Raw genomic sequence first — 15,776 nt, 5'->3', positions numbered from 1 at the left:
CGCGCCCCGCGCCAGATCCTTCTCGTCGCAAGGGGGCGCGGCGGCCCTGCCCGGAACGCAGAAACCCGGCGCGAGGGCCGGGTTCCGCGGGTCCGTCCGGGATCGGAAGGGTCAGTCGCCCTCGTCCTCGGTCTCGGTCGGGGGCGCGAGGTTCTCGAGGCCCCGCAGCAGGTCCTCCTCGCTCATCCGGTCGAACTGGATGTCGTTGTCGTCGCCCGAGGCGGCCTGGGGCGCCACCGCGGCGGCGGCGGGCGAGCTCGACAGGAGCGGCACCGCCTCCGGCTCCGGCTCGTCGACCTCGACGTATTTCTGGAGCGAGTGGATCAGCTGCTCCTTGAGGTCGTCCGGCGTGATGGTCTCGTCGGCGATCTCGCGCAGGGCCACGACCGGGTTCTTGTCGCGGTCGCGGTCGACCGTGAGGGGCGCGCCGGACGAGAGCAGCCGGGCCCGATGGCCGGCGAGCAGGACGAGCTCGAACCGGTTCTCGACCTTGTCGATGCAATCTTCAACGGTGACGCGAGCCATGCGCGGCTCCTTCCTTCAGGCGAACGGCGGATCGGGGATGGGTCTCTCTACACGAGATGCCAATTTGCAACAAGCACCGGCCGCGGGGCGACGGGTGCGGGCCGGGCGCCCAAGGGGCCCAGGGCTCACGGGCTTCAGGGCGTCACGGGCGCCCGGCGGCAGCAGCCCACGTAATCGCCGTGGACCCAGCCCGTCTCGCCGCCGCGCAGGCGCACGTTGAGCCAGGCGCCCTGGCGCCCGAGCACCGTGAAGAGCGCGTCGGGGCCGAGCTTCATCAGGCGCACGCCCTCGCTGGCGCTCGGGCGGCTGCGCAGGGCGAGCCAGTTGTCGCCGGACGGGTCGAGCCGGATCGGGTGGCTGAACAGGCCGACCCGCATCTCGCGCGGCGGCTCCGGGGCGGGGGCCGGGAGGGCGACCCGCGGCGGGGCCGGCCCCGCGCTCGGGACCGGCGCCGGGAGGGGCGGGGGCGGCGCCGGCAGCGGGACCGGGGCGGGAGCCGGCCGCGGCGGCTCGGCCGGGGCCGGATCGCTCCCCGAGAGGCTGAGGAAGCGGGCGCCGCGGACCTCGTTGTAATAGGCCGGCACCTGCTTGTGCGGCACGGTCTCGGCGAGCCGCACCACCTCGTCCCGGACGGTCTCGCCGAGATCGATCAGGTTGACGCCCGGCCGCCGGATCTGCGCGACGAAGACCCGCGTGAAGACCGAGTTCGGGCTCGGATCCGACCCCGGCAGCCGGTCGAGGGCCTGCTGGCCGGCGCCCGCCGCGTAGAGGGAGAAGACGCCCTCCGCCGGCTCCGTCCGGACGAGGCCGCGGGTGAGGCCGACGCTGCGGGTCCCGCTGCGCGGGAAGGGGTTGTCCCGGCAGGCGTCGATCACCATCACGACCACCCGCGCGCCGCGCTCGCGCAGGGCCGCGCTCAGATCCGCCTCGGCGAGCGCGCGGTTGCGGGCGAGCAGCTCCTGGCCGGGCTCGATCGCCGGGATGTCGGAGGGGATCAGGTAGTTCGTGCCCTGGAGCGCGATGCCGTGACCGGCGAAGTAGAACAGGGCGGTGTCGCCGGGCTGGACCTGGTCGGCGAAGACCGAGAAGCGGCGCAGGAAAGTCTCCTGCGTCACCCCGGCGGTGAGCAGCGTGACCCGGAACCCGATCGATTCGAGGGCCGCCCCCACCGCCCTGGCATCGGCGACCGGACGCTCCAGGGCGGCGCCCGGCCCGAGATTCGGGTAGGTGTCGACCCCGACCACGAAGGCGAGCCGATCGGCCGCCGCGGCCTCCGAGCCGAGGAGCGCGCAGACCCACAGGACCAGCCAGACCCCGATCCGCCGCACAGATCCCTCCGGGTGACGCGATGCGCGCATCCCGGATTCCCTGCATTCGAACGTGGCGCGGCGCAAGCGCTGCGCAGGCCGGGCTCGCTGCGAATCGGGCTCGCGCCGGCCGCTCACTCCGCGAAGGACACGGCCGACATGCCCTCGTCGAACTCGAAAGTGCCCGAGAAGCCGCAACCGTCGGGCACGAGGCGCTTGCCCGACGTGTCGAGTTGGACGGAGCAGACCTGGCGATCCCGATACGCGTCGTCGATCAGGACGGCCCGCCGGCCGCGGTCCAATCTCCAGCGCGCGGCCCAATCCCATCCGTCGTCACCGTCCACCGTAATACCGTGCAATCGTCCGCGCGATCTGAAACACATCGTTAGTATGTTGACGAAGCGAGCCTTCGCGGGCAGGGACTGCTTGGTCCAACATTTCTTGAGATCTGATTTCAGCACGGTGTCGGAGGCATGGCCTTCCCATGGGAGAGCGAGGGAAAGGAGCGATAAGACGGAGGCGGCGCGCGTCGATTGCTCGGAGTGGCCTCGGGAGGGCGGCTTTCGCAGGGGAAGCGGGCCGAATCCGCACGGGGATTGGGGCGATTGCGTGATGGCGGGCCGACCGCAGACTCCCTCATCGGCAACCCGCTCGCGCGCGTCGGAGGGCGGCCGCGTGCGGATAAGGAGCCCGTTCGCCCGATCTTCGAGGTATCGTCCCGCGGGACCGCGAGTCCGGCAGGGAGAGCGACATGGCCGACACCGAGGACACCACGAACGGGCTTGCGCGCGGGGAGCTCACCGTGCGCACGATCGCGATGCCGGCCGACACCAACGCCAACGGGGACATCTTCGGCGGCTGGGTGATGTCGCAGATGGACCAGGCGGGGGGCATCGCCGGGGTCGAGCGGGCGCAGGGCCGCGTCGTCACCGTGGCGGTCGAGGCGATGAGCTTCATCCGGCCGGTGCGGGTCGGGGACGTGCTCTGCGTCTACACCCGCGTCGCCCATGTCGGCCGCACCTCGATGCGGATCCAGATCGAGGCCTGGGCCCGGCGCTTCCGCACGCAGCTGCGCGAGAAGGTGACGGAGGCGACCTTCACCTTCGTGGCGATCGACGACGAGGGGCGGCCGCGCCCGGTGCCGCCTGCGGCCAAGGCAGAGCGGCCATGACGCGGCGGTAGGGGACCTTTCAATGTTCCGCGCATTGATAGGGTCCGCCGCAGCACGCGGCTCCCGGAGCCGGGCATGTTCGAAATGTGGGTTGAGTCAATGCTCCTGGCCGTCGAGGCCCAGGGGGTGATCGCGCAGCGCCTCGTGAAGCTCGCGGCCTGCGACGCCGAGGCGGTGGCGGAATCGCACCAGATGGTGAGCGAGAAGGTGAGCGCCCTGATCGAGGCCACCGGCACGCTGCTGACCGGCGGCGGCATGGGGGCCGTGGTGGCGCGCTACCGCGAGCACGTCGCCGCCAACGCCCTGCGCCTCGCGCCGCCCGCGGAGTGAGCGACCCGACCTTCGCCTGCCAGGCCTGCGGCGCCTGCTGCGCCTACTCGGCCGAGTGGCCGCGCTTCTCGACCGAGGACGACGCGGCGCTGGCGGCGATCCCGGCCGCGTACGTGGACGACCCGGCCGGGCGCATGCGCTGCCTCGGCGACCGCTGCAGCGCCCTGGAGGGCCGGGTCGGCGTCGCGGTGCGCTGCCGCGTCTACGCGGTGCGCCCGGAGGTCTGCCGCACCTGCGAGCCGGGCGACCCGGAATGCCTGCTCGCCCGCCGCCGGCACGGCCTGCCGGTGCCGGCGGACCCGGCCTCCTGATCCGGGATCCGCTTGATCGAAGCGGATCCCGGATCACGGGCCTGCGCGGCGCCTGAGCGCGGCGCCTGAGCGACGCCGACATCCGCATGGCCGAAATCGGAGATGGCGAAGCCATCAACCGGAGGTCGGATGAGACCGGCGCCGCGGCGTCCTGAGGGCTTGTGCCGGGCGCGGCGCGGCGGCACATCCCCCGGATGATCGATCATCCGACCCGGGACGTCGGTTTCGGGGTCTACCTGCACTGGCCGTTCTGCGCGGCGAAGTGCCCGTACTGCGACTTCAACAGCCATGTCCGCCACGCGCCCCCCGACGAGGCGGCGTGGCGGGCGGCCTTCGCGCGCGAGATCGCCCACGCGGCCGCGCTGGCGCCCGGCCGCACGGTGACGAGCGTCTTCCTCGGGGGCGGCACGCCCTCGCTGATGCAGCCGGCGACCGTGGGGGCGCTCCTCGACGCGGTGGCGGCGGCCTGGACCGTGGCGCCCGGGGCCGAGATCACGCTCGAGGCCAACCCGACCAGCGTCGAGGCGGACCGCTTCCGCGGCTACCGGCTCGCCGGGGTCAACCGGGTCTCGCTCGGGGTGCAGGCGCTGGACGACGGGGCGCTCAGGCGGCTCGGGCGCCTGCACAGCGCGGCCGAGGCGCTCGCGGCGGTCGAGACCGCGTCGCGCCACTTCGCGCGCTTCTCCTTCGACCTGATCTACGCCCGGCCGGACCAGACGCCCGCCGCCTGGGCGGCGGAGCTGCGGCAGGCGATCGCGCGCGCGGCCGAGCACCTCTCGCTGTACCAGCTCACCATCGAGGAGGGGACGCCCTTCCACGGGCTCGCGGCCGCGGGCCGGCTCGTGCCGCCCGACGAGGACACGGCCCGGGCCCTGTTCGACGTGACGCAGGAGGTCTGCGGCGCGGCGGGGCTGCCGGCCTACGAGATCTCGAACCACGCCCGGCCCGGCGCCGAATCCCGCCACAACCTGCTCTACTGGCGCTACGGCGAATATGCGGGGATCGGTCCCGGCGCCCACGGCCGCCTCGTCCTGCCGGGGGGCCGCACCGGCACGGTGACGGAGCGGGCCCCTGAGGCGTGGCTCGCCCGGGTCGCGCGGGAGGGCCACGGCATCGTGCGGACCGAGGCGCTGACGCAAGCCGAGGAGGGGGACGAGTTCCTGGTGATGGGGCTGCGCCTCGCCGAGGGCATCGACCCGGCGCGGTTCGCGCGGCTGGCCGGCCGCCCCCTCGACCGGCGGCGGCTCGACGGGCTCCTCGCCGAGGATCTGGTGCGGGTGACGCAGGCGGGCCGGATCGCCGCCACCCCGAAGGGGGCCCCGGTCCTCAACGCCGTGGTGGCGGAACTGGCGGCGTGAGCGCGGGCGGCGGGACGGCCGCCGGTCGAGGGCGCGGGAGAGCGGTGCCGGGAGAACCTTGCCGCGCTCAGGTCCCGGACGGCCCGAGCGCCCGCGGCGCCGGGCTCACCACCGCGCTCGACCCGCCGCGGATCTCGAACACGGCGAGGGCCCGCTCGCTCGGCCCCTCGGCCTTGAAGCGGAAGGTGCCGTCGGTCCCCGCGAAGCCCGAGGGATTGGTGAGCGTCGTCTCGGCGAAGCGCTGCGACCCGTATTGCCGGTTCAGCGCCGCCGCGAGCGACACCGCATCGTAGGCCAGGGAAGCGACCCGGACCGGCTCGCCGCCGAACCGCGTCCGGTAGCGCTGGGCGAAATTCGCGTAGCCGCCGGGCTCCACCGCCGCGAACCAGCCGCCCTGCAGGGCCGGGATGGCGAAGACCCGCGGATCGTTCCAGATCGCGGTGCCCACCGGCTTCACCCGGGCCGGGTTGAAGCCCGCGCGGGTGAGGGCGCCGGCCGTGGCGGTCAGGCCCTCGGGCGTGTCGGGCAGGAACAGCACGTCCGCCTGCGCTCCCGGCCCGGTGACGAGCGGGGCGATTCGCGCCACCGCGGCGGCCGGGTTGCCGGCCGGGAAGCGCTCCAGCGCCACCACCCGGCCGCCCTTGCGGGCCACCGCCTCGCGGAACTGCGCCTCCACCACGTTGCCGTAGGTGGTCTCGGGGATCAGCGCCGCGAAGGAGCGCCGGCCCGCACCCGTCACCTCCTCGACCACCCGGTCGACCTCGGGCTGCGGCAGGAAGCTCAGCAGGTAGACCCCGCGCCCGGCGACGCTCACGTCGGTCGAGAAGGCCACCACCGGCTTGCCGGCCGCCCGCACCGCCCCGGCCGCGGCCTGGACGCTCCCGGCGAAGAGCGGGCCGATCACGATCTCGGCGCCCTCCGCCAGGGCCGACGCGGCGGCGTCGCGGGCCCCGTCGGGCGTGCCGCGGTCGTCCTTGACCAGGACCTTCAGGTCGGGATTCTGGAATTCCGCCACGGCGAGTTCCGCGGCGTTGCGCATCGCGGCGCCCGCCGCCGCGCCGGGCCCCGTGAGGGGCAGGATCAGCGCCACCGTGACGCTGCCCTGGCCGATCGCGGAGGCGTCGGGCGTGCCGGGGGCGGGCGCCGCCGGGGCGGTCGCCTCCGCGCCGGGCCGGGTCGCCACGACCGGGCTCACGCCGCTCCCGCCGCAGGCCGACAGGCCGAGGGCCAGCACCGCGCAGGCCGCGCGCCATCCAGGCCATCCCACGCGCAACGCCGCCATCACCCCGCTCCCCCGCTGCGGCCGCCCCGACGCCCGACGGATCACGCCCCGCTGCATAAAGTCTCCTCAGGAAAAGTAAACGGCAGGTCGCCGCGCCGCACTCCCCCTTCCGTCGGGGAAAAGCTTATGGTCTTCCGCGCCGCAATCATGCGACAACCGCGCCATGACCGATGACGCCACGACCGATCAGGCCACGACCGATCAGGCCATGTCCGATCCCGCGAAGTCCGATCCCGCCGCGACCGATGACGCCATGAGCGACCGCGCCGACGAGTCCGCCCGCCGCCCCGCCGCGCCCGGGCGCGGACCGGCCGTGTTCACCGCTTTCGGCCTCGCCGCCGAGGCCGAATCCCTCGCCCCGGGCCTGCACGTCGTCGCCACCCCGATCGGCAACCTGAAGGACGTGACCTTCCGGGCCCTCGCCACGCTCGCGGCGGCGCACGCGGTCCTGGCCGAGGACACCCGCGTCACCCGCACGCTGCTGGCGCATTACGGCATCACCACCCCGCTCCTGTCCTATCACGAGCATTCGGGCGAGAGCGTCCGCGAGCGGATGATCGCCCGCATGAAGGCCGGCGAGGCGCTGGCCCTGGTCTCGGACGCGGGCACGCCCCTCGTCTCCGACCCGGGCTTCAAGCTCGTCCAGGCGGCGATCGCCGAGGGGATCACGGTGACGCCGGTGCCCGGCCCCTCCGCGGCCCTCACCGCCCTGATGGCGGCGGGCCTGCCGACCGACCGCTTCTTCTTCGAGGGCTTCCTGCCCCAGAAGGCCGGAGCCCGGCGCACCCGCCTCGCGGCCCTGGCGGAGGTGCCCGGGACCCTCGTGCTGTTCGAATCCCCCCACCGCCTGCCCGAGATGCTGGCCGACGCGGCCGAGATCCTCGGGGGCGGGCGGGCGGCCGCGGTCGCGCGGGAACTCACCAAGCTGTTCGAGACCGTGCGCCGGGGCGAACTCGGCGGGCTCGCGGCGGAGTTCGCCGCCTCCGGCCCGCCGAAGGGCGAGGTGGTGGTCGTGATCGGGGCGGCGGTCGAGTCGGCGCCCGGGCCCGAGGCCGACGCCGACCTCGACGCGCGGCTCTCCGCCGCGCTCGCCCGCCACTCGATCAAGGACGCGGCCGCCCTCGTCGCCGACGAGACCGGCCTCAGGCGCCGGGACGTCTACGCCCGGGCGCTGGCGCTGGCCCGGCGCGGCGATGACCAGGGCTGAGGCCGGCCCGGCGCGGCGGGCGGCGCAGCGCCGCCGCGCGACCTACCTGCGCGGGCACGGGGCGGAGCGGCTCGCCCTCCTGGCCCTTCTCGTCAAGGGCTACCGGCCGCTCGCCCGGCGCTACAGCGCGGCGGGGGGCGAGATCGACCTCGTGGTGCGGCGGGGCGCGGTCGTCGCCTTCGTGGAGGTGAAGGCGCGGCCGACCCTCGACGAGGCCGCCGCCGCCATCGACGCGCGCAAGCGCCGCGCCTTCTCGCGGGCGGCGCGCGCCTGGATGGCCCGGAACCCGTGGAGCGCCGGGCTCACCCTGCGGGCGGACGCCGTCTTCGTCGCGCCGCGGCGCTGGCCGCGTCACCTCGTCTCGGCCTTCGCGTTGGAAATGTCCTGACGGCGGTTGGCAAGTGCGAAGCCGGCGTTCATCTTCCGTGCAGCGCAGCATGGGTAGCGTATGCTGCAGGAAGCAGCCGGAAGGGGGCGCCATGCGGAGTGGATTCGGCTGCGAGGCCTGCGGCAGCCCGGCCGTGCGATTTCCCGCCGTGCTGCACGAGGACGCGCCGGTGCAGTGCGACCGCTGCGGCTGCACGCTGATGGCCTGGGGCGCGTTCAAGCGCCGCGTCGAGGCGGAGGCGAACCGGGTCGCGCGCGCGCAGGAGCCGGAGCCGCGCCTCAGCCCGGATGGCCCTGGATCGCCTGGATCAGGGTGCGCTTGAGGTCCTGCTGGCTGAAGGGCTTCTGCACGACCGGGCGGTCGCGGAACGGCTCGCGGATCCCCGCGCCGCCGTAGCCCGTCGAGAAGACGAGGGGCAGGCCGCGCCGCACCACCGCCTCGGCCACCGGATAGATCGGCTCCCCCGCCACGTTGACGTCCAGGATCGCGACCGCGAAGCTCTCCTTCTCGGCCATCTCCAGGGCCGTGCTCAGCCGAGCGGCCGGACCGACGATGTCGCAGCCGAAGTCCAGGAGCATGTCCTCCAGGAGCATGGAAATCGCCGCCTCGTCCTCGACCACGAGGACGCGGGCGCCGTTCAGGATCTGGTCGCTTGTATCCGTGCTCACGCCGGAGGCTCTTTCCTCAACACCTCGGACCGAGGTCACGCTGTCACCCTGGACTTGTCGCACTCACCGTGAGCCGCCAGGGCGACGGATCGGCGCGCCCGCGCTCGCCGCGGAACCGCACCCTCGCCGGGCGGGAGGGCGGTTGAGGCGTCGCCCGGAACGCGCACCATGTCAAGCGCGGGGCCGCGCGGCGGCCGGCCTGTGCGCCGAGGGAGGGCAGGGATGAAAACGCCCGCGAAATCGTCCGCCGCGCGGCCGCGCCCGGGCCCGAACCGCCGCCTCCTCCTGCTCGGGCTCGGCGGCGCCCTCGCGGGCGGCCGGGCCTCCGCCGACGGGGAGGCCGTGACGGTCGCCTCGAAGGGCGATGCCGAGGGGACGCTGCTCGGCCAGATCATCGCCCAGACCCTGCGCGGCCTCGGGATCCCGGTGGTGGCGCGCCTGCAGCTCGGCCCGACCCGGATCGTCCGGACGGCGATCACGGCCGGCGAGATCGACGCCTATCCGGAATATACCGGCAACGCCGCCTTCTTCTCGGGCACCGAGACCGATCCGGCCTGGAAATCGGCCGCGACCGCGATCGCGGCAGCGCGACGCTTCGACGCCCCGCACGGCCTCGTCTGGCTCACCCCGGCGCGGGCGAACAATTCGTGGCAGATCGCCGTGCGGGGCGACCTCGCCCGCCGCGAGCGGCTGTCCGGCATGGCGGATTTCGCCGGGGCGGTGCGGCGCGGGCTGATCGAGCTCGCGGCCTCCGCCGAGTTCGTCGAGAGCCCGGCGGCGCTCGCCGCCTACGAGAAGGCCTACGGCTTCGTCCTGCCGCGCGAGCGCATCATCACCCTGCCGGGCGGCGACACCTCCGTCACCCTGCGGGCCGCCGCCCAGGGCATCAGCGGCGTGAATGCCGGCATGGTCTACGGCACCGATGGGGCGATCGCCGCCCTCGACGTGGTGGTCATGGAGGATCCCCTGGGCGCCCAGATCGTCTACGAGCCGGCGCCGGTCTTCCGCGCCCCGGTGCTCGCCCGCCACCCGGCGATCGCCCCGGCCCTCGACGGGATCTTCTCCCGGCTCGACCTGCCGACCCTGCGGCGGCTCAACGGGGCGATCACCGTCGAGGGCGGGACGCCGGAGGCGGTGGCCCGCCGCTATCTGGCGGAGGGCTGAGGGCGTGGGCGGGCCCGTGCGCGCCCGGCACGGCCGCCAGGATCACGGCCAGGATCACGGCCAGGATCACGGCCAGGATCACGGCCAGGACGACGACATGCGCCTTCCCCAGCAGGTCCCGCAGAGAGGCGTCGTCCGGCGGAGCCGCCCGGTCGGTCTCGGGCCCGCCGAAGGCCGTGCCGAACCGCGCCGCGAGGGCGCGCCGGGCGGCGAGGCCGGGCGGGGCGAGGCGCTCGGTCGTCGGCCCCGCGCGGGCTGCGTCGCACGGGCGGCCGGTCCGGGCGATGCCGGGCGCCCGCGCCGCGGACCCGCCCCGTGAGCGCCGTCCCGCTCCCCGGGGCGCGGCGCGTCCTGCCGCTCGCGGCGGCCGCCCTGGCCCTCGCCGCGCTGCTCGGCCTGCCGCTCCTGACCCTCGCGCCGAACCGCCTGGTCCCCGGCACGCCGGTCGGCACCGGCTGGACCGGCCCCGCCGCCGGGTTCCTCGCCCTGGCGGCGGCGGCGCTGCTCGCGGGCCGGGGGCGCGGCCCGGCGGCGCTGGCCCTCGCGGCGGGGCTGGCGGCCCTGGCGGTGCTCGCTCTCGGCCTCGGCGCGGCCGCGGCCGGTCACCTCGCCGGCCGCCCCCCCGCCGCCCGCGCCTCCCTGGCCTCGGGTGCCTGGATCGCCGCCGCAGCGATCGGGCTGCTGGCGGTGGAGGCCGCGCGCGCCCTCGGGATCCGGGCCGCCGGCCTCGCCGTCGCGGCGCTCGCGCTGCTCGGGACGGTGCTCGCGCTCCGGGCCGGGCTCCTCGACGGGGTCTCGCTGGTGGTCGAGGGCCGCGCGCGCGCCGGGACCCTGAGGGCCGCCCTCGGCGAGCACCTCGCCCTCTCGGCCGGCGCCCTCGCCCTCGGCGGCGGCGCCAGCGTGCCGCTCGCCCTGCTGCGGCTGCGGGGCGGGGCGGGCGCCCGCCTGATCGACGCGGTCCTCAACGGCGTGCAGGTCGTGCCCGCCCTCGCGCTCTTCGCCGCCCTGGTCTCGCTCCTCTCGGGCCTGCTCGCCCTGCTCCCATCCCTGCGCGGCCTCGGGCTCGCGGCGATCGGGCCGACGCCGGCCATCCTCGGCACCGCCGCCTACCTCGCCCTCCCGCTGGTGCGCAGCCTCGCCGAGGGCTTGGCCTCGCCCGATCCGGAGGTGATCGAGACCGCCCGGGCGCTCGGCCTGCGGCCGGTCCAGATCCTCGCCCGGGTGCGGCTGCCCCTCGGCGCCCCGATCCTGCTCGGGGGCCTGCGCGTCGCGGCCGTGCAGGCGATCGGCCTCACCACCCTCGGCGGCCTGGTCGGGGCGGGCGGGCTCGGCGCGGTGGTGTTCGACGGCATGGCGCAATTCGCCCCCGACCTGATCCTGCTCGGGGCGGCGCCGGTGGTCGCGCTGTCGCTCGCGGCGGATCGCGCGCTCGCGGCCCTGCGCCCCGCCCGGGGAGCCTCCGCGTGAGCCGGCTGGTCTCCGCCCTCGGGAGCGCGGCGGTGGGTCTCGCCCTCGCGGCCGCGGCGCATCCCGCCGCCGCCGCCGCGATCGCCCGCGCGGTCGGGCTCGGGACCGGGGCGCCGGTTCCCCTCGATCGCCTGCTCTGGCTCGCGCAGCGCCACCTCCTCCTCGCCCTCGGCGGCTTCGCGCTCGCGGGCGGCCTCGGCCTCGGCCTCGGCATCCTGGCGGTCCGCAGCCGCGACGCGCGCCTGCGCGGCGCCATCGACGCGCTCGCCGCCGCCGCCCAGGCGGTGCCGCCGGTGGTGGTGATCGGCCTCGCCCTGCCGATCCTGGGCTTCGGCGCGCCGCCGACGCTCCTGGCCCTGGCGGCCTACGGGCTGATGCCGGTAATGCGCGCCACCATCGACGCCCTCGCCACGGTCCCGGCGGAGGTGCGGGACGCCGCCCTCGCCGTGGGGCTCACCCCCGCGCAGCTGTTCCGGCAGGTCGACCTGCCGCTCGCGGCCGGGCCGATCCTGGCCGCCCTGCGGGTCGTGATGGTGGTCGCGGTCGCGACCGCGGCGGTGGGCGCGCTCGCGGGCGCGCCGACCCTCGGCACCCCGATCGTGGTCGGGCTCCAGAACCAGAACGGCCTCGCGCTGCTGCAGGGCGCCGCGGCCGCGGCGGCGCTCGCCTTCCTGGCGGACGCGGCCATGCTCGCGGCCGAGGCGCTGCTTCGGCCGGTCCCGCCGCGCTGAGGGCGGGGAACCGTCCCGGGGAGCGCGGCGCCCGCCGGGCCGTCGCCGGTCCTCGGTTCGGACGCGCCGCCCGCGGACCGGGATCGCCCGATCGGTGCGCGCGGGAGCCGCGACCTTGGGTTCCCGCGGCGCGCCGCCCGGGCCGCGAGTCGCGCCGGCACGGGAAGCGCTGGGTCAGGAGGGCCGCGGCCATCTCCTTCCTCTCGGCCGCCGGCGCCCCTGCGACCCGACAAGACGCGCCGAGGTCAGCCCGTCATCGCCATCCATTCCTCCGCCGGCCGGGAAAACCAGCCCAATATTTCGGGATATATAGTCTCACGACGGTCCGGTCGCGACCCGATGGCATAATTTAACCTGCCCTAACCGCTAAGAAAGCGGCGCCTGCCGGGGCGGTTCGGTTTTCTGCCACGATTCAAAATTGCATTGTCGAGATGAGAAATGCGCTGGTTATCGAAATGGCACTCCATCTTTCGCATGTTGTTCTCGCACCATTCTACGCCACCCAGATCCTGACGGGGGCGAAGTCGTTCCGGACCAATCCGGTGCTCGGCAGCGTCCGCCTGAACCGGCGCGGCCTGCATGTCTGGCGGGTGCGGCTCGCCGCGGCGATGACCGCGCGGCGCCGCGCGGCGCTCGCGCCGCTGGTGACGGAGGAGGATCGGCGCCAGCTCGCCGCACAGGGCTACATCGAGGTGCGGGATTTCCTGGCGCCCGATCACTTCGCGGATCTCGTGCGCGAGGTCACCTCGCTCCCGCTGCCGGCCAAGCAGTTCCGCGAGGGGAACGCGGTGACCCGGCGGGTGCCCCTGACGCCCGCCACCCTGCGCGGCCTGCCCGCCTGCCGCCGCCTCCTCGCCATGCCGGCCTTCCAGGGCCGGCTCCGCTACGTCGCGAGCTTCGACGCCGAGCCCGAGGTCTACATCCAGACGATCTTCTCGCGGCTCGACGGGTCGGCCGACCCGCAGGGCGATCTGCACATGGACACGTTCCACCCGACCATGAAGGCGTGGCTGTTCCTGCACGACGTGCCGGCGGACGAGGGCCCCTTCACGTATGTGCGCGGCTCGGCGACGCGCTCCCGGCGGCGCCTCGCCTGGGAGCGGCGCCGGAGCATCGACGCCTGCGATCCCGCCGCGGGAGGCGGCGGCGCCTTCCGGATCCGGCCCGACGAACTCCCCCGCCTCGGCCTGGCGGAGCCGGTCCGATTCGCGGTCCCGGGCAACACCCTGGTGGTCGGCGACACCTGCGGCTTCCACGCCCGCGGCGCCGCCGCGCGGCCGAGCCTGCGCGTCGAGATCTACGCCGCCAGCCGCCGCAATCCCTTCCTGCCCTTCGTCGGGCTCGATCCCTGGGCGCTGCCCGGCCTCAGGGGCCGCAAGATCGCGCTGTTCTGGGGCCTGCTCGCCCTCGCGGAGCGGCTCGGCCTCGGGCGCAGCCAATGGCGGCCGGCGGGACGCGTGCGCGCGGGGGATCCCGTCCGGGAGGAGGCACGCTGAGCCGCCCGCGCCAGCGCGGCCTCCCCGCGCATTCCACCGAGATCGGGCGCTCGTCGCAGCGAAAAATCCCTCCAAGTGATTGTTCTGAAACAACTTCCCGGCTCGATGCCGAGCGGGGCTTTATCGGATGCTTGTAGAATTGTAAGCTTGGCGGACGAATGCGACGAAAGACCGAATATACATGTTGCTGTACAGTCACTGTTCGGTGTCTCGCGGTCGGCACTTGGCCTGACGCGGTCCGATGCGCCGCGCCATCATCCATATCGGGACGCCGCGGACCGGCAGTTCGTCGCTGCAGACCGTGCTGTTCCGCCACCGCGCCGCGCTGCGCGAGGCCGGGATCCTCTATCCCGACCTGACGCCGCGCGCGGCGCCGCTGCCGCATCTCAGCCACCAGCACCTGGGGGCGGCGCTCGCGGGACGCCGGCCGCTCGGCGAGCGCCGGGAGCTCCTCGACGCGCTCGCCTCGCGCCTCGCGGCGAGCCGGGCCGAGGCGGTGGTGATCTCCTACGAGGGCCTGTGCCTGTTCCCGTCCTGGCACCCGGCGCCCGGGCTGCTCTGCGACCTGCTGCGCCGCCACGGCTACGAGCCCGAGATCCTGCTCACGGTCCGCGCGCAAGCCGCCTATCTCCAGTCGCAGCATCTCTGGCGCCTGCAATTCCTGGCGGAGCGGCGCCCCTTCGCGGCCGCCTTCGCGGCGGATCTCGGGCACCGCCGCTACGATTACCTCTACGGGCTCGACGGCTGGGCGCGGGCCGCGCGGGGACGCGTCAGCGTGGTGCCTTACCGGGACCGGCGCGCGGACGCGCCGCTGATCGTGCGCGTCGCGGCGGAACTCGGCCTCGCGGACCGTCTCCTGCCGCTCATGAGCGCGGACGACCTCGCCTGCCGCGCCAACCGCAGCCTCGACCCGGTCTCGGCGGAGGTGGCGCGGCGGCTCGCCGCCTCCGGGATCGCGCGACGCGGCGAGCAGGCCCGCGCCGTGACGGCGCGGATCGAGGCGCTCGCGGCCGAGCGGGGCCTCGGCGGCGCCTTCCAGGCCCTCGACGCCGGCATGCTGGAGCGGGCGGCGGCCCATTACCGGGCGACGAACGAGCTGCTGGCGCGGCGGGTCTGGGCCACCGGCTGGGACGACCGGATCGAGGCGCCGCATATCCTGCCGGCCACCGAACTCGCCGGCCGCCCCCTCGACCGCGCGACCGAGGGCGAGGTCGAGGCGATCCGGCGCCTCGTCATCGCCGAGCTCGGCCTCGGGACCGGGGGGCGGCTCGCCCGCGCCCTCGCCCGGGCCGGGGAGGAGGTGGCGATCTCCGTCCGCCGGCTGCCGATCCTGGCGCCGCGCTGACCCGAGCGCTACTCGCCGATCTCCACGGTGGCGCCCCTCGCCACGTGGAGGGCGAGGTCGCGGGCGTCCCAGTTGGTCAGCCGGATGCAGCCGTGCGACTCGGACTTGCCGATCTTCTCCGGCTCGGGCGTGCCGTGGATGCCGTAGGACTCGGCCGAGAGCTCGATCCAGACCAGGCCGACCGGGTTGTTGGGGCCGGGCTTGATCGTGAACTTGCGCGTCGCCTCGACGCCCTTGAAGGCGTATTTCGGGTCGTACGTGTAGGTCGGGTTTAAGGTCACGCCCTCAACCTTGAAGCGGCCCTCCGGGGCAGGCTTCTCCTCGCTGCCGACCGAGGCCGGGTAGACGGCGAGGAGCGCGCCGTCGCCCCCGTAGGCGCGCACCTGCAGCGCCTCCTTGCCGACCACGATGCGGGCGACCTTCGGCTCCTCGGGCAGGCCCTTGCCGGGCCGGTCCGTGGCGAGCGGCGGCACCGCCGCGACCGTCACCACCGTCCCGGCGCGGCCCAGGTCCTTGTCCGGGTTGAGGGCGTCGAACAGCGCCCGGCTCATGTGGAAGCGCTCGGCCAGCATCTCGGCGGGCCCGGTATAGGACAGGGCCTTGAGCTCGGCCTGGTCCTCCATCTTGGCGGGGATCTCCTCCGCGTAGGGTCCCTCCGCATCGGCCTTGGTCAGCGCGTAATCGGTGAGCACCGGATCCTGGCTCGACCCCGCCAGCGCCTCCCAGAGCCGGCCGTCGAGGTGCCCGCTGGCCGGCATTCCCTTCGCCTCGGCGAAGGCCTTGAGGGCCCCGCGCAGGTTGTCGCCGTCGCGCCCGTCGATGGCGCCCGGGGAGAACCGCGCCCGGTCGAGAAGCACCTGCGCCTTGATCAGGACCGGATCGGGCCGCTTGCCCGCGGGCTTGCGGTGGGCGCCGGCCTCGAAGCGCGCCCCGTTGACCGCGTCGCGGTCGAGGGCGGGCGCGGCCGCCGCCGCACCGAGCACCAGGACATTCGCCACGCACACCGCCAGCACCCGTCGCATCGCC

17 protein-coding genes are annotated in these 15,776 nt (G+C 75.0%); 11 read left to right on the top strand and 6 right to left on the bottom strand.

Annotation, left to right across the window (positions count from 1 at the left end; genetic code table 11):
- Positions 1-111: 111 nt before the first annotated feature.
- From rpoZ to QA634_RS00140, 3 genes are all read right to left on the bottom strand, one after another.
- A complete protein-coding gene (rpoZ, locus tag QA634_RS00150; RefSeq protein ID WP_012330036.1) occupies positions 112-525 on the bottom strand; it encodes a DNA-directed RNA polymerase subunit omega in 414 nt (137 codons plus the stop codon).
- Positions 526-659: 134 nt separating this feature from the next.
- Positions 660-1,853 carry a caspase family protein gene (locus QA634_RS00145; protein ID WP_012330035.1) on the bottom strand — a complete coding sequence of 398 codons (1,194 nt, stop codon included), beginning with the start codon at positions 1,851-1,853 and terminating at the stop codon, positions 660-662.
- A gap of 113 nt (positions 1,854-1,966) precedes the next feature.
- Positions 1,967-2,176 (bottom strand): hypothetical protein, encoded by a 210-nt coding sequence (locus QA634_RS00140; RefSeq protein WP_150108554.1) that lies wholly within the window; start codon positions 2,174-2,176, stop codon positions 1,967-1,969.
- A gap of 407 nt (positions 2,177-2,583) precedes the next feature.
- Between QA634_RS00140 and QA634_RS00135 the strand changes: the two genes are divergently transcribed.
- The 4 genes from QA634_RS00135 to hemW all read left to right on the top strand — a co-directional run bounded on the left by QA634_RS00135 (position 2,584) and on the right by hemW (position 5,002).
- Positions 2,584-3,003, top strand: a complete 420-nt coding sequence (locus tag QA634_RS00135) for an acyl-CoA thioesterase (protein ID WP_012330033.1) — start codon at positions 2,584-2,586, stop codon at positions 3,001-3,003.
- A gap of 75 nt (positions 3,004-3,078) precedes the next feature.
- Entirely contained in the window at positions 3,079-3,333 is a 255-nt protein-coding gene (locus tag QA634_RS00130) for a hypothetical protein (protein ID WP_012330032.1), read from the top strand.
- Positions 3,330-3,644 (top strand): YkgJ family cysteine cluster protein, encoded by a 315-nt coding sequence (locus QA634_RS00125; RefSeq protein WP_012330031.1) that lies wholly within the window; start codon positions 3,330-3,332, stop codon positions 3,642-3,644. Before QA634_RS00130 ends, QA634_RS00125 begins: the two co-directional genes overlap by 4 nt.
- A 194-nt stretch (positions 3,645-3,838) precedes the next feature.
- Entirely contained in the window at positions 3,839-5,002 is a 1,164-nt protein-coding gene (hemW, locus tag QA634_RS00120; RefSeq protein ID WP_026190972.1) for a radical SAM family heme chaperone HemW, read from the top strand.
- A 67-nt stretch (positions 5,003-5,069) separates the two neighbouring features.
- On the opposite strand, the gene QA634_RS00115 is transcribed toward hemW, so the two are convergent.
- Positions 5,070-6,284, bottom strand: coding sequence for a penicillin-binding protein activator (locus QA634_RS00115; RefSeq protein ID WP_012330029.1), 1,215 nt, complete (start codon positions 6,282-6,284; stop codon positions 5,070-5,072).
- Positions 6,285-6,537: 253 nt separating this feature from the next.
- Here QA634_RS00115 and rsmI point away from each other — a divergent pair, with 253 nt between their 5' ends.
- Both rsmI and QA634_RS00105 read left to right on the top strand, forming a co-directional pair.
- The gene (rsmI, locus tag QA634_RS00110; RefSeq protein ID WP_026190974.1) at positions 6,538-7,491 is read left to right on the top strand and encodes a 16S rRNA (cytidine(1402)-2'-O)-methyltransferase; all 954 of its coding nucleotides are present in this window, start codon (positions 6,538-6,540) and stop codon (positions 7,489-7,491) included.
- Positions 7,478-7,879: a YraN family protein gene (locus QA634_RS00105; RefSeq protein WP_012330027.1), complete on the top strand. Its 402-nt coding sequence runs from the start codon at positions 7,478-7,480 to the stop codon at positions 7,877-7,879. Before rsmI ends, QA634_RS00105 begins: the two co-directional genes overlap by 14 nt.
- Before the next feature lie 278 nt (positions 7,880-8,157).
- Here QA634_RS00105 and QA634_RS00100 read toward each other — a convergent pair whose 3' ends face one another.
- Positions 8,158-8,472: a response regulator gene (locus tag QA634_RS00100; RefSeq protein ID WP_415926925.1), complete on the bottom strand. Its 315-nt coding sequence runs from the start codon at positions 8,470-8,472 to the stop codon at positions 8,158-8,160.
- A gap of 297 nt (positions 8,473-8,769) precedes the next feature.
- Between QA634_RS00100 and QA634_RS00095 the strand changes: the two genes are divergently transcribed.
- The 5 genes from QA634_RS00095 (at position 8,770) to QA634_RS00075 (ending at position 14,750) form a co-directional block, all read left to right on the top strand.
- Entirely contained in the window at positions 8,770-9,711 is a 942-nt protein-coding gene (locus tag QA634_RS00095) for a glycine betaine ABC transporter substrate-binding protein (protein ID WP_012330024.1), read from the top strand.
- Positions 9,712-10,026: 315 nt separating this feature from the next.
- Positions 10,027-11,178: an ABC transporter permease subunit gene (locus tag QA634_RS00090; protein ID WP_012330023.1), complete on the top strand. Its 1,152-nt coding sequence runs from the start codon at positions 10,027-10,029 to the stop codon at positions 11,176-11,178.
- A complete protein-coding gene (locus QA634_RS00085) occupies positions 11,175-11,909 on the top strand; it encodes an ABC transporter permease subunit (RefSeq protein WP_012330022.1) in 735 nt (244 codons plus the stop codon). The genes QA634_RS00090 and QA634_RS00085 overlap by 4 nt, the downstream gene beginning before the upstream one ends.
- Positions 11,910-12,364: 455 nt before the next feature.
- Positions 12,365-13,405, top strand: coding sequence for a phytanoyl-CoA dioxygenase family protein (locus tag QA634_RS00080; protein WP_012330021.1), 1,041 nt, complete (start codon positions 12,365-12,367; stop codon positions 13,403-13,405).
- Positions 13,406-13,646: 241 nt separating this feature from the next.
- Positions 13,647-14,750, top strand: a complete 1,104-nt coding sequence (locus QA634_RS00075) for a hypothetical protein (protein WP_012330020.1) — start codon at positions 13,647-13,649, stop codon at positions 14,748-14,750.
- 8 nt (positions 14,751-14,758) lie between these two features.
- On the opposite strand, the gene QA634_RS00070 is transcribed toward QA634_RS00075, so the two are convergent.
- Positions 14,759-15,772 (bottom strand): L,D-transpeptidase family protein, encoded by a 1,014-nt coding sequence (locus QA634_RS00070; protein ID WP_012330019.1) that lies wholly within the window; start codon positions 15,770-15,772, stop codon positions 14,759-14,761.
- Positions 15,773-15,776: the final 4 nt, after the last annotated feature.

It is taken from the genome of Methylobacterium sp. CB376 (assembly GCF_029714205.1).
Taxonomy (GTDB): Bacteria; Pseudomonadota; Alphaproteobacteria; order Rhizobiales; family Beijerinckiaceae; genus Methylobacterium.
This window is presented reverse-complemented; position numbering and strand designations above follow the sequence as displayed.

What these genes read in the sequence shown, in the direction of transcription:
- QA634_RS00095 (WP_012330024.1), top strand. Translation starts at nt 8,770, where the DNA reads ATGAAAACGCCCGCGAAATCGTCCGCCGCGCGGCCGCGCCCGGGCCCG.
- QA634_RS00070 (WP_012330019.1), bottom strand. Translation starts at nt 15,772, where the DNA reads ATGCGACGGGTGCTGGCGGTGTGCGTGGCGAATGTCCTGGTGCTCGGT.
- QA634_RS00135 (WP_012330033.1), top strand. Translation starts at nt 2,584, where the DNA reads ATGGCCGACACCGAGGACACCACGAACGGGCTTGCGCGCGGGGAGCTC.
- QA634_RS00130 (WP_012330032.1), top strand. Translation starts at nt 3,079, where the DNA reads ATGTTCGAAATGTGGGTTGAGTCAATGCTCCTGGCCGTCGAGGCCCAG.
- QA634_RS00075 (WP_012330020.1), top strand. Translation starts at nt 13,647, where the DNA reads ATGCGCCGCGCCATCATCCATATCGGGACGCCGCGGACCGGCAGTTCG.
- QA634_RS00105 (WP_012330027.1), top strand. Translation starts at nt 7,478, where the DNA reads ATGACCAGGGCTGAGGCCGGCCCGGCGCGGCGGGCGGCGCAGCGCCGC.
- QA634_RS00080 (WP_012330021.1), top strand. Translation starts at nt 12,365, where the DNA reads ATGGCACTCCATCTTTCGCATGTTGTTCTCGCACCATTCTACGCCACC.
- rsmI (WP_026190974.1), top strand. Translation starts at nt 6,538, where the DNA reads ATGAGCGACCGCGCCGACGAGTCCGCCCGCCGCCCCGCCGCGCCCGGG.
- hemW (WP_026190972.1), top strand. Translation starts at nt 3,839, where the DNA reads ATGATCGATCATCCGACCCGGGACGTCGGTTTCGGGGTCTACCTGCAC.
- QA634_RS00100 (WP_415926925.1), bottom strand. Translation starts at nt 8,472, where the DNA reads ATGCTCCTGGAGGACATGCTCCTGGACTTCGGCTGCGACATCGTCGGT.
- QA634_RS00115 (WP_012330029.1), bottom strand. Translation starts at nt 6,284, where the DNA reads ATGGCGGCGTTGCGCGTGGGATGGCCTGGATGGCGCGCGGCCTGCGCG.
- rpoZ (WP_012330036.1), bottom strand. Translation starts at nt 525, where the DNA reads ATGGCTCGCGTCACCGTTGAAGATTGCATCGACAAGGTCGAGAACCGG.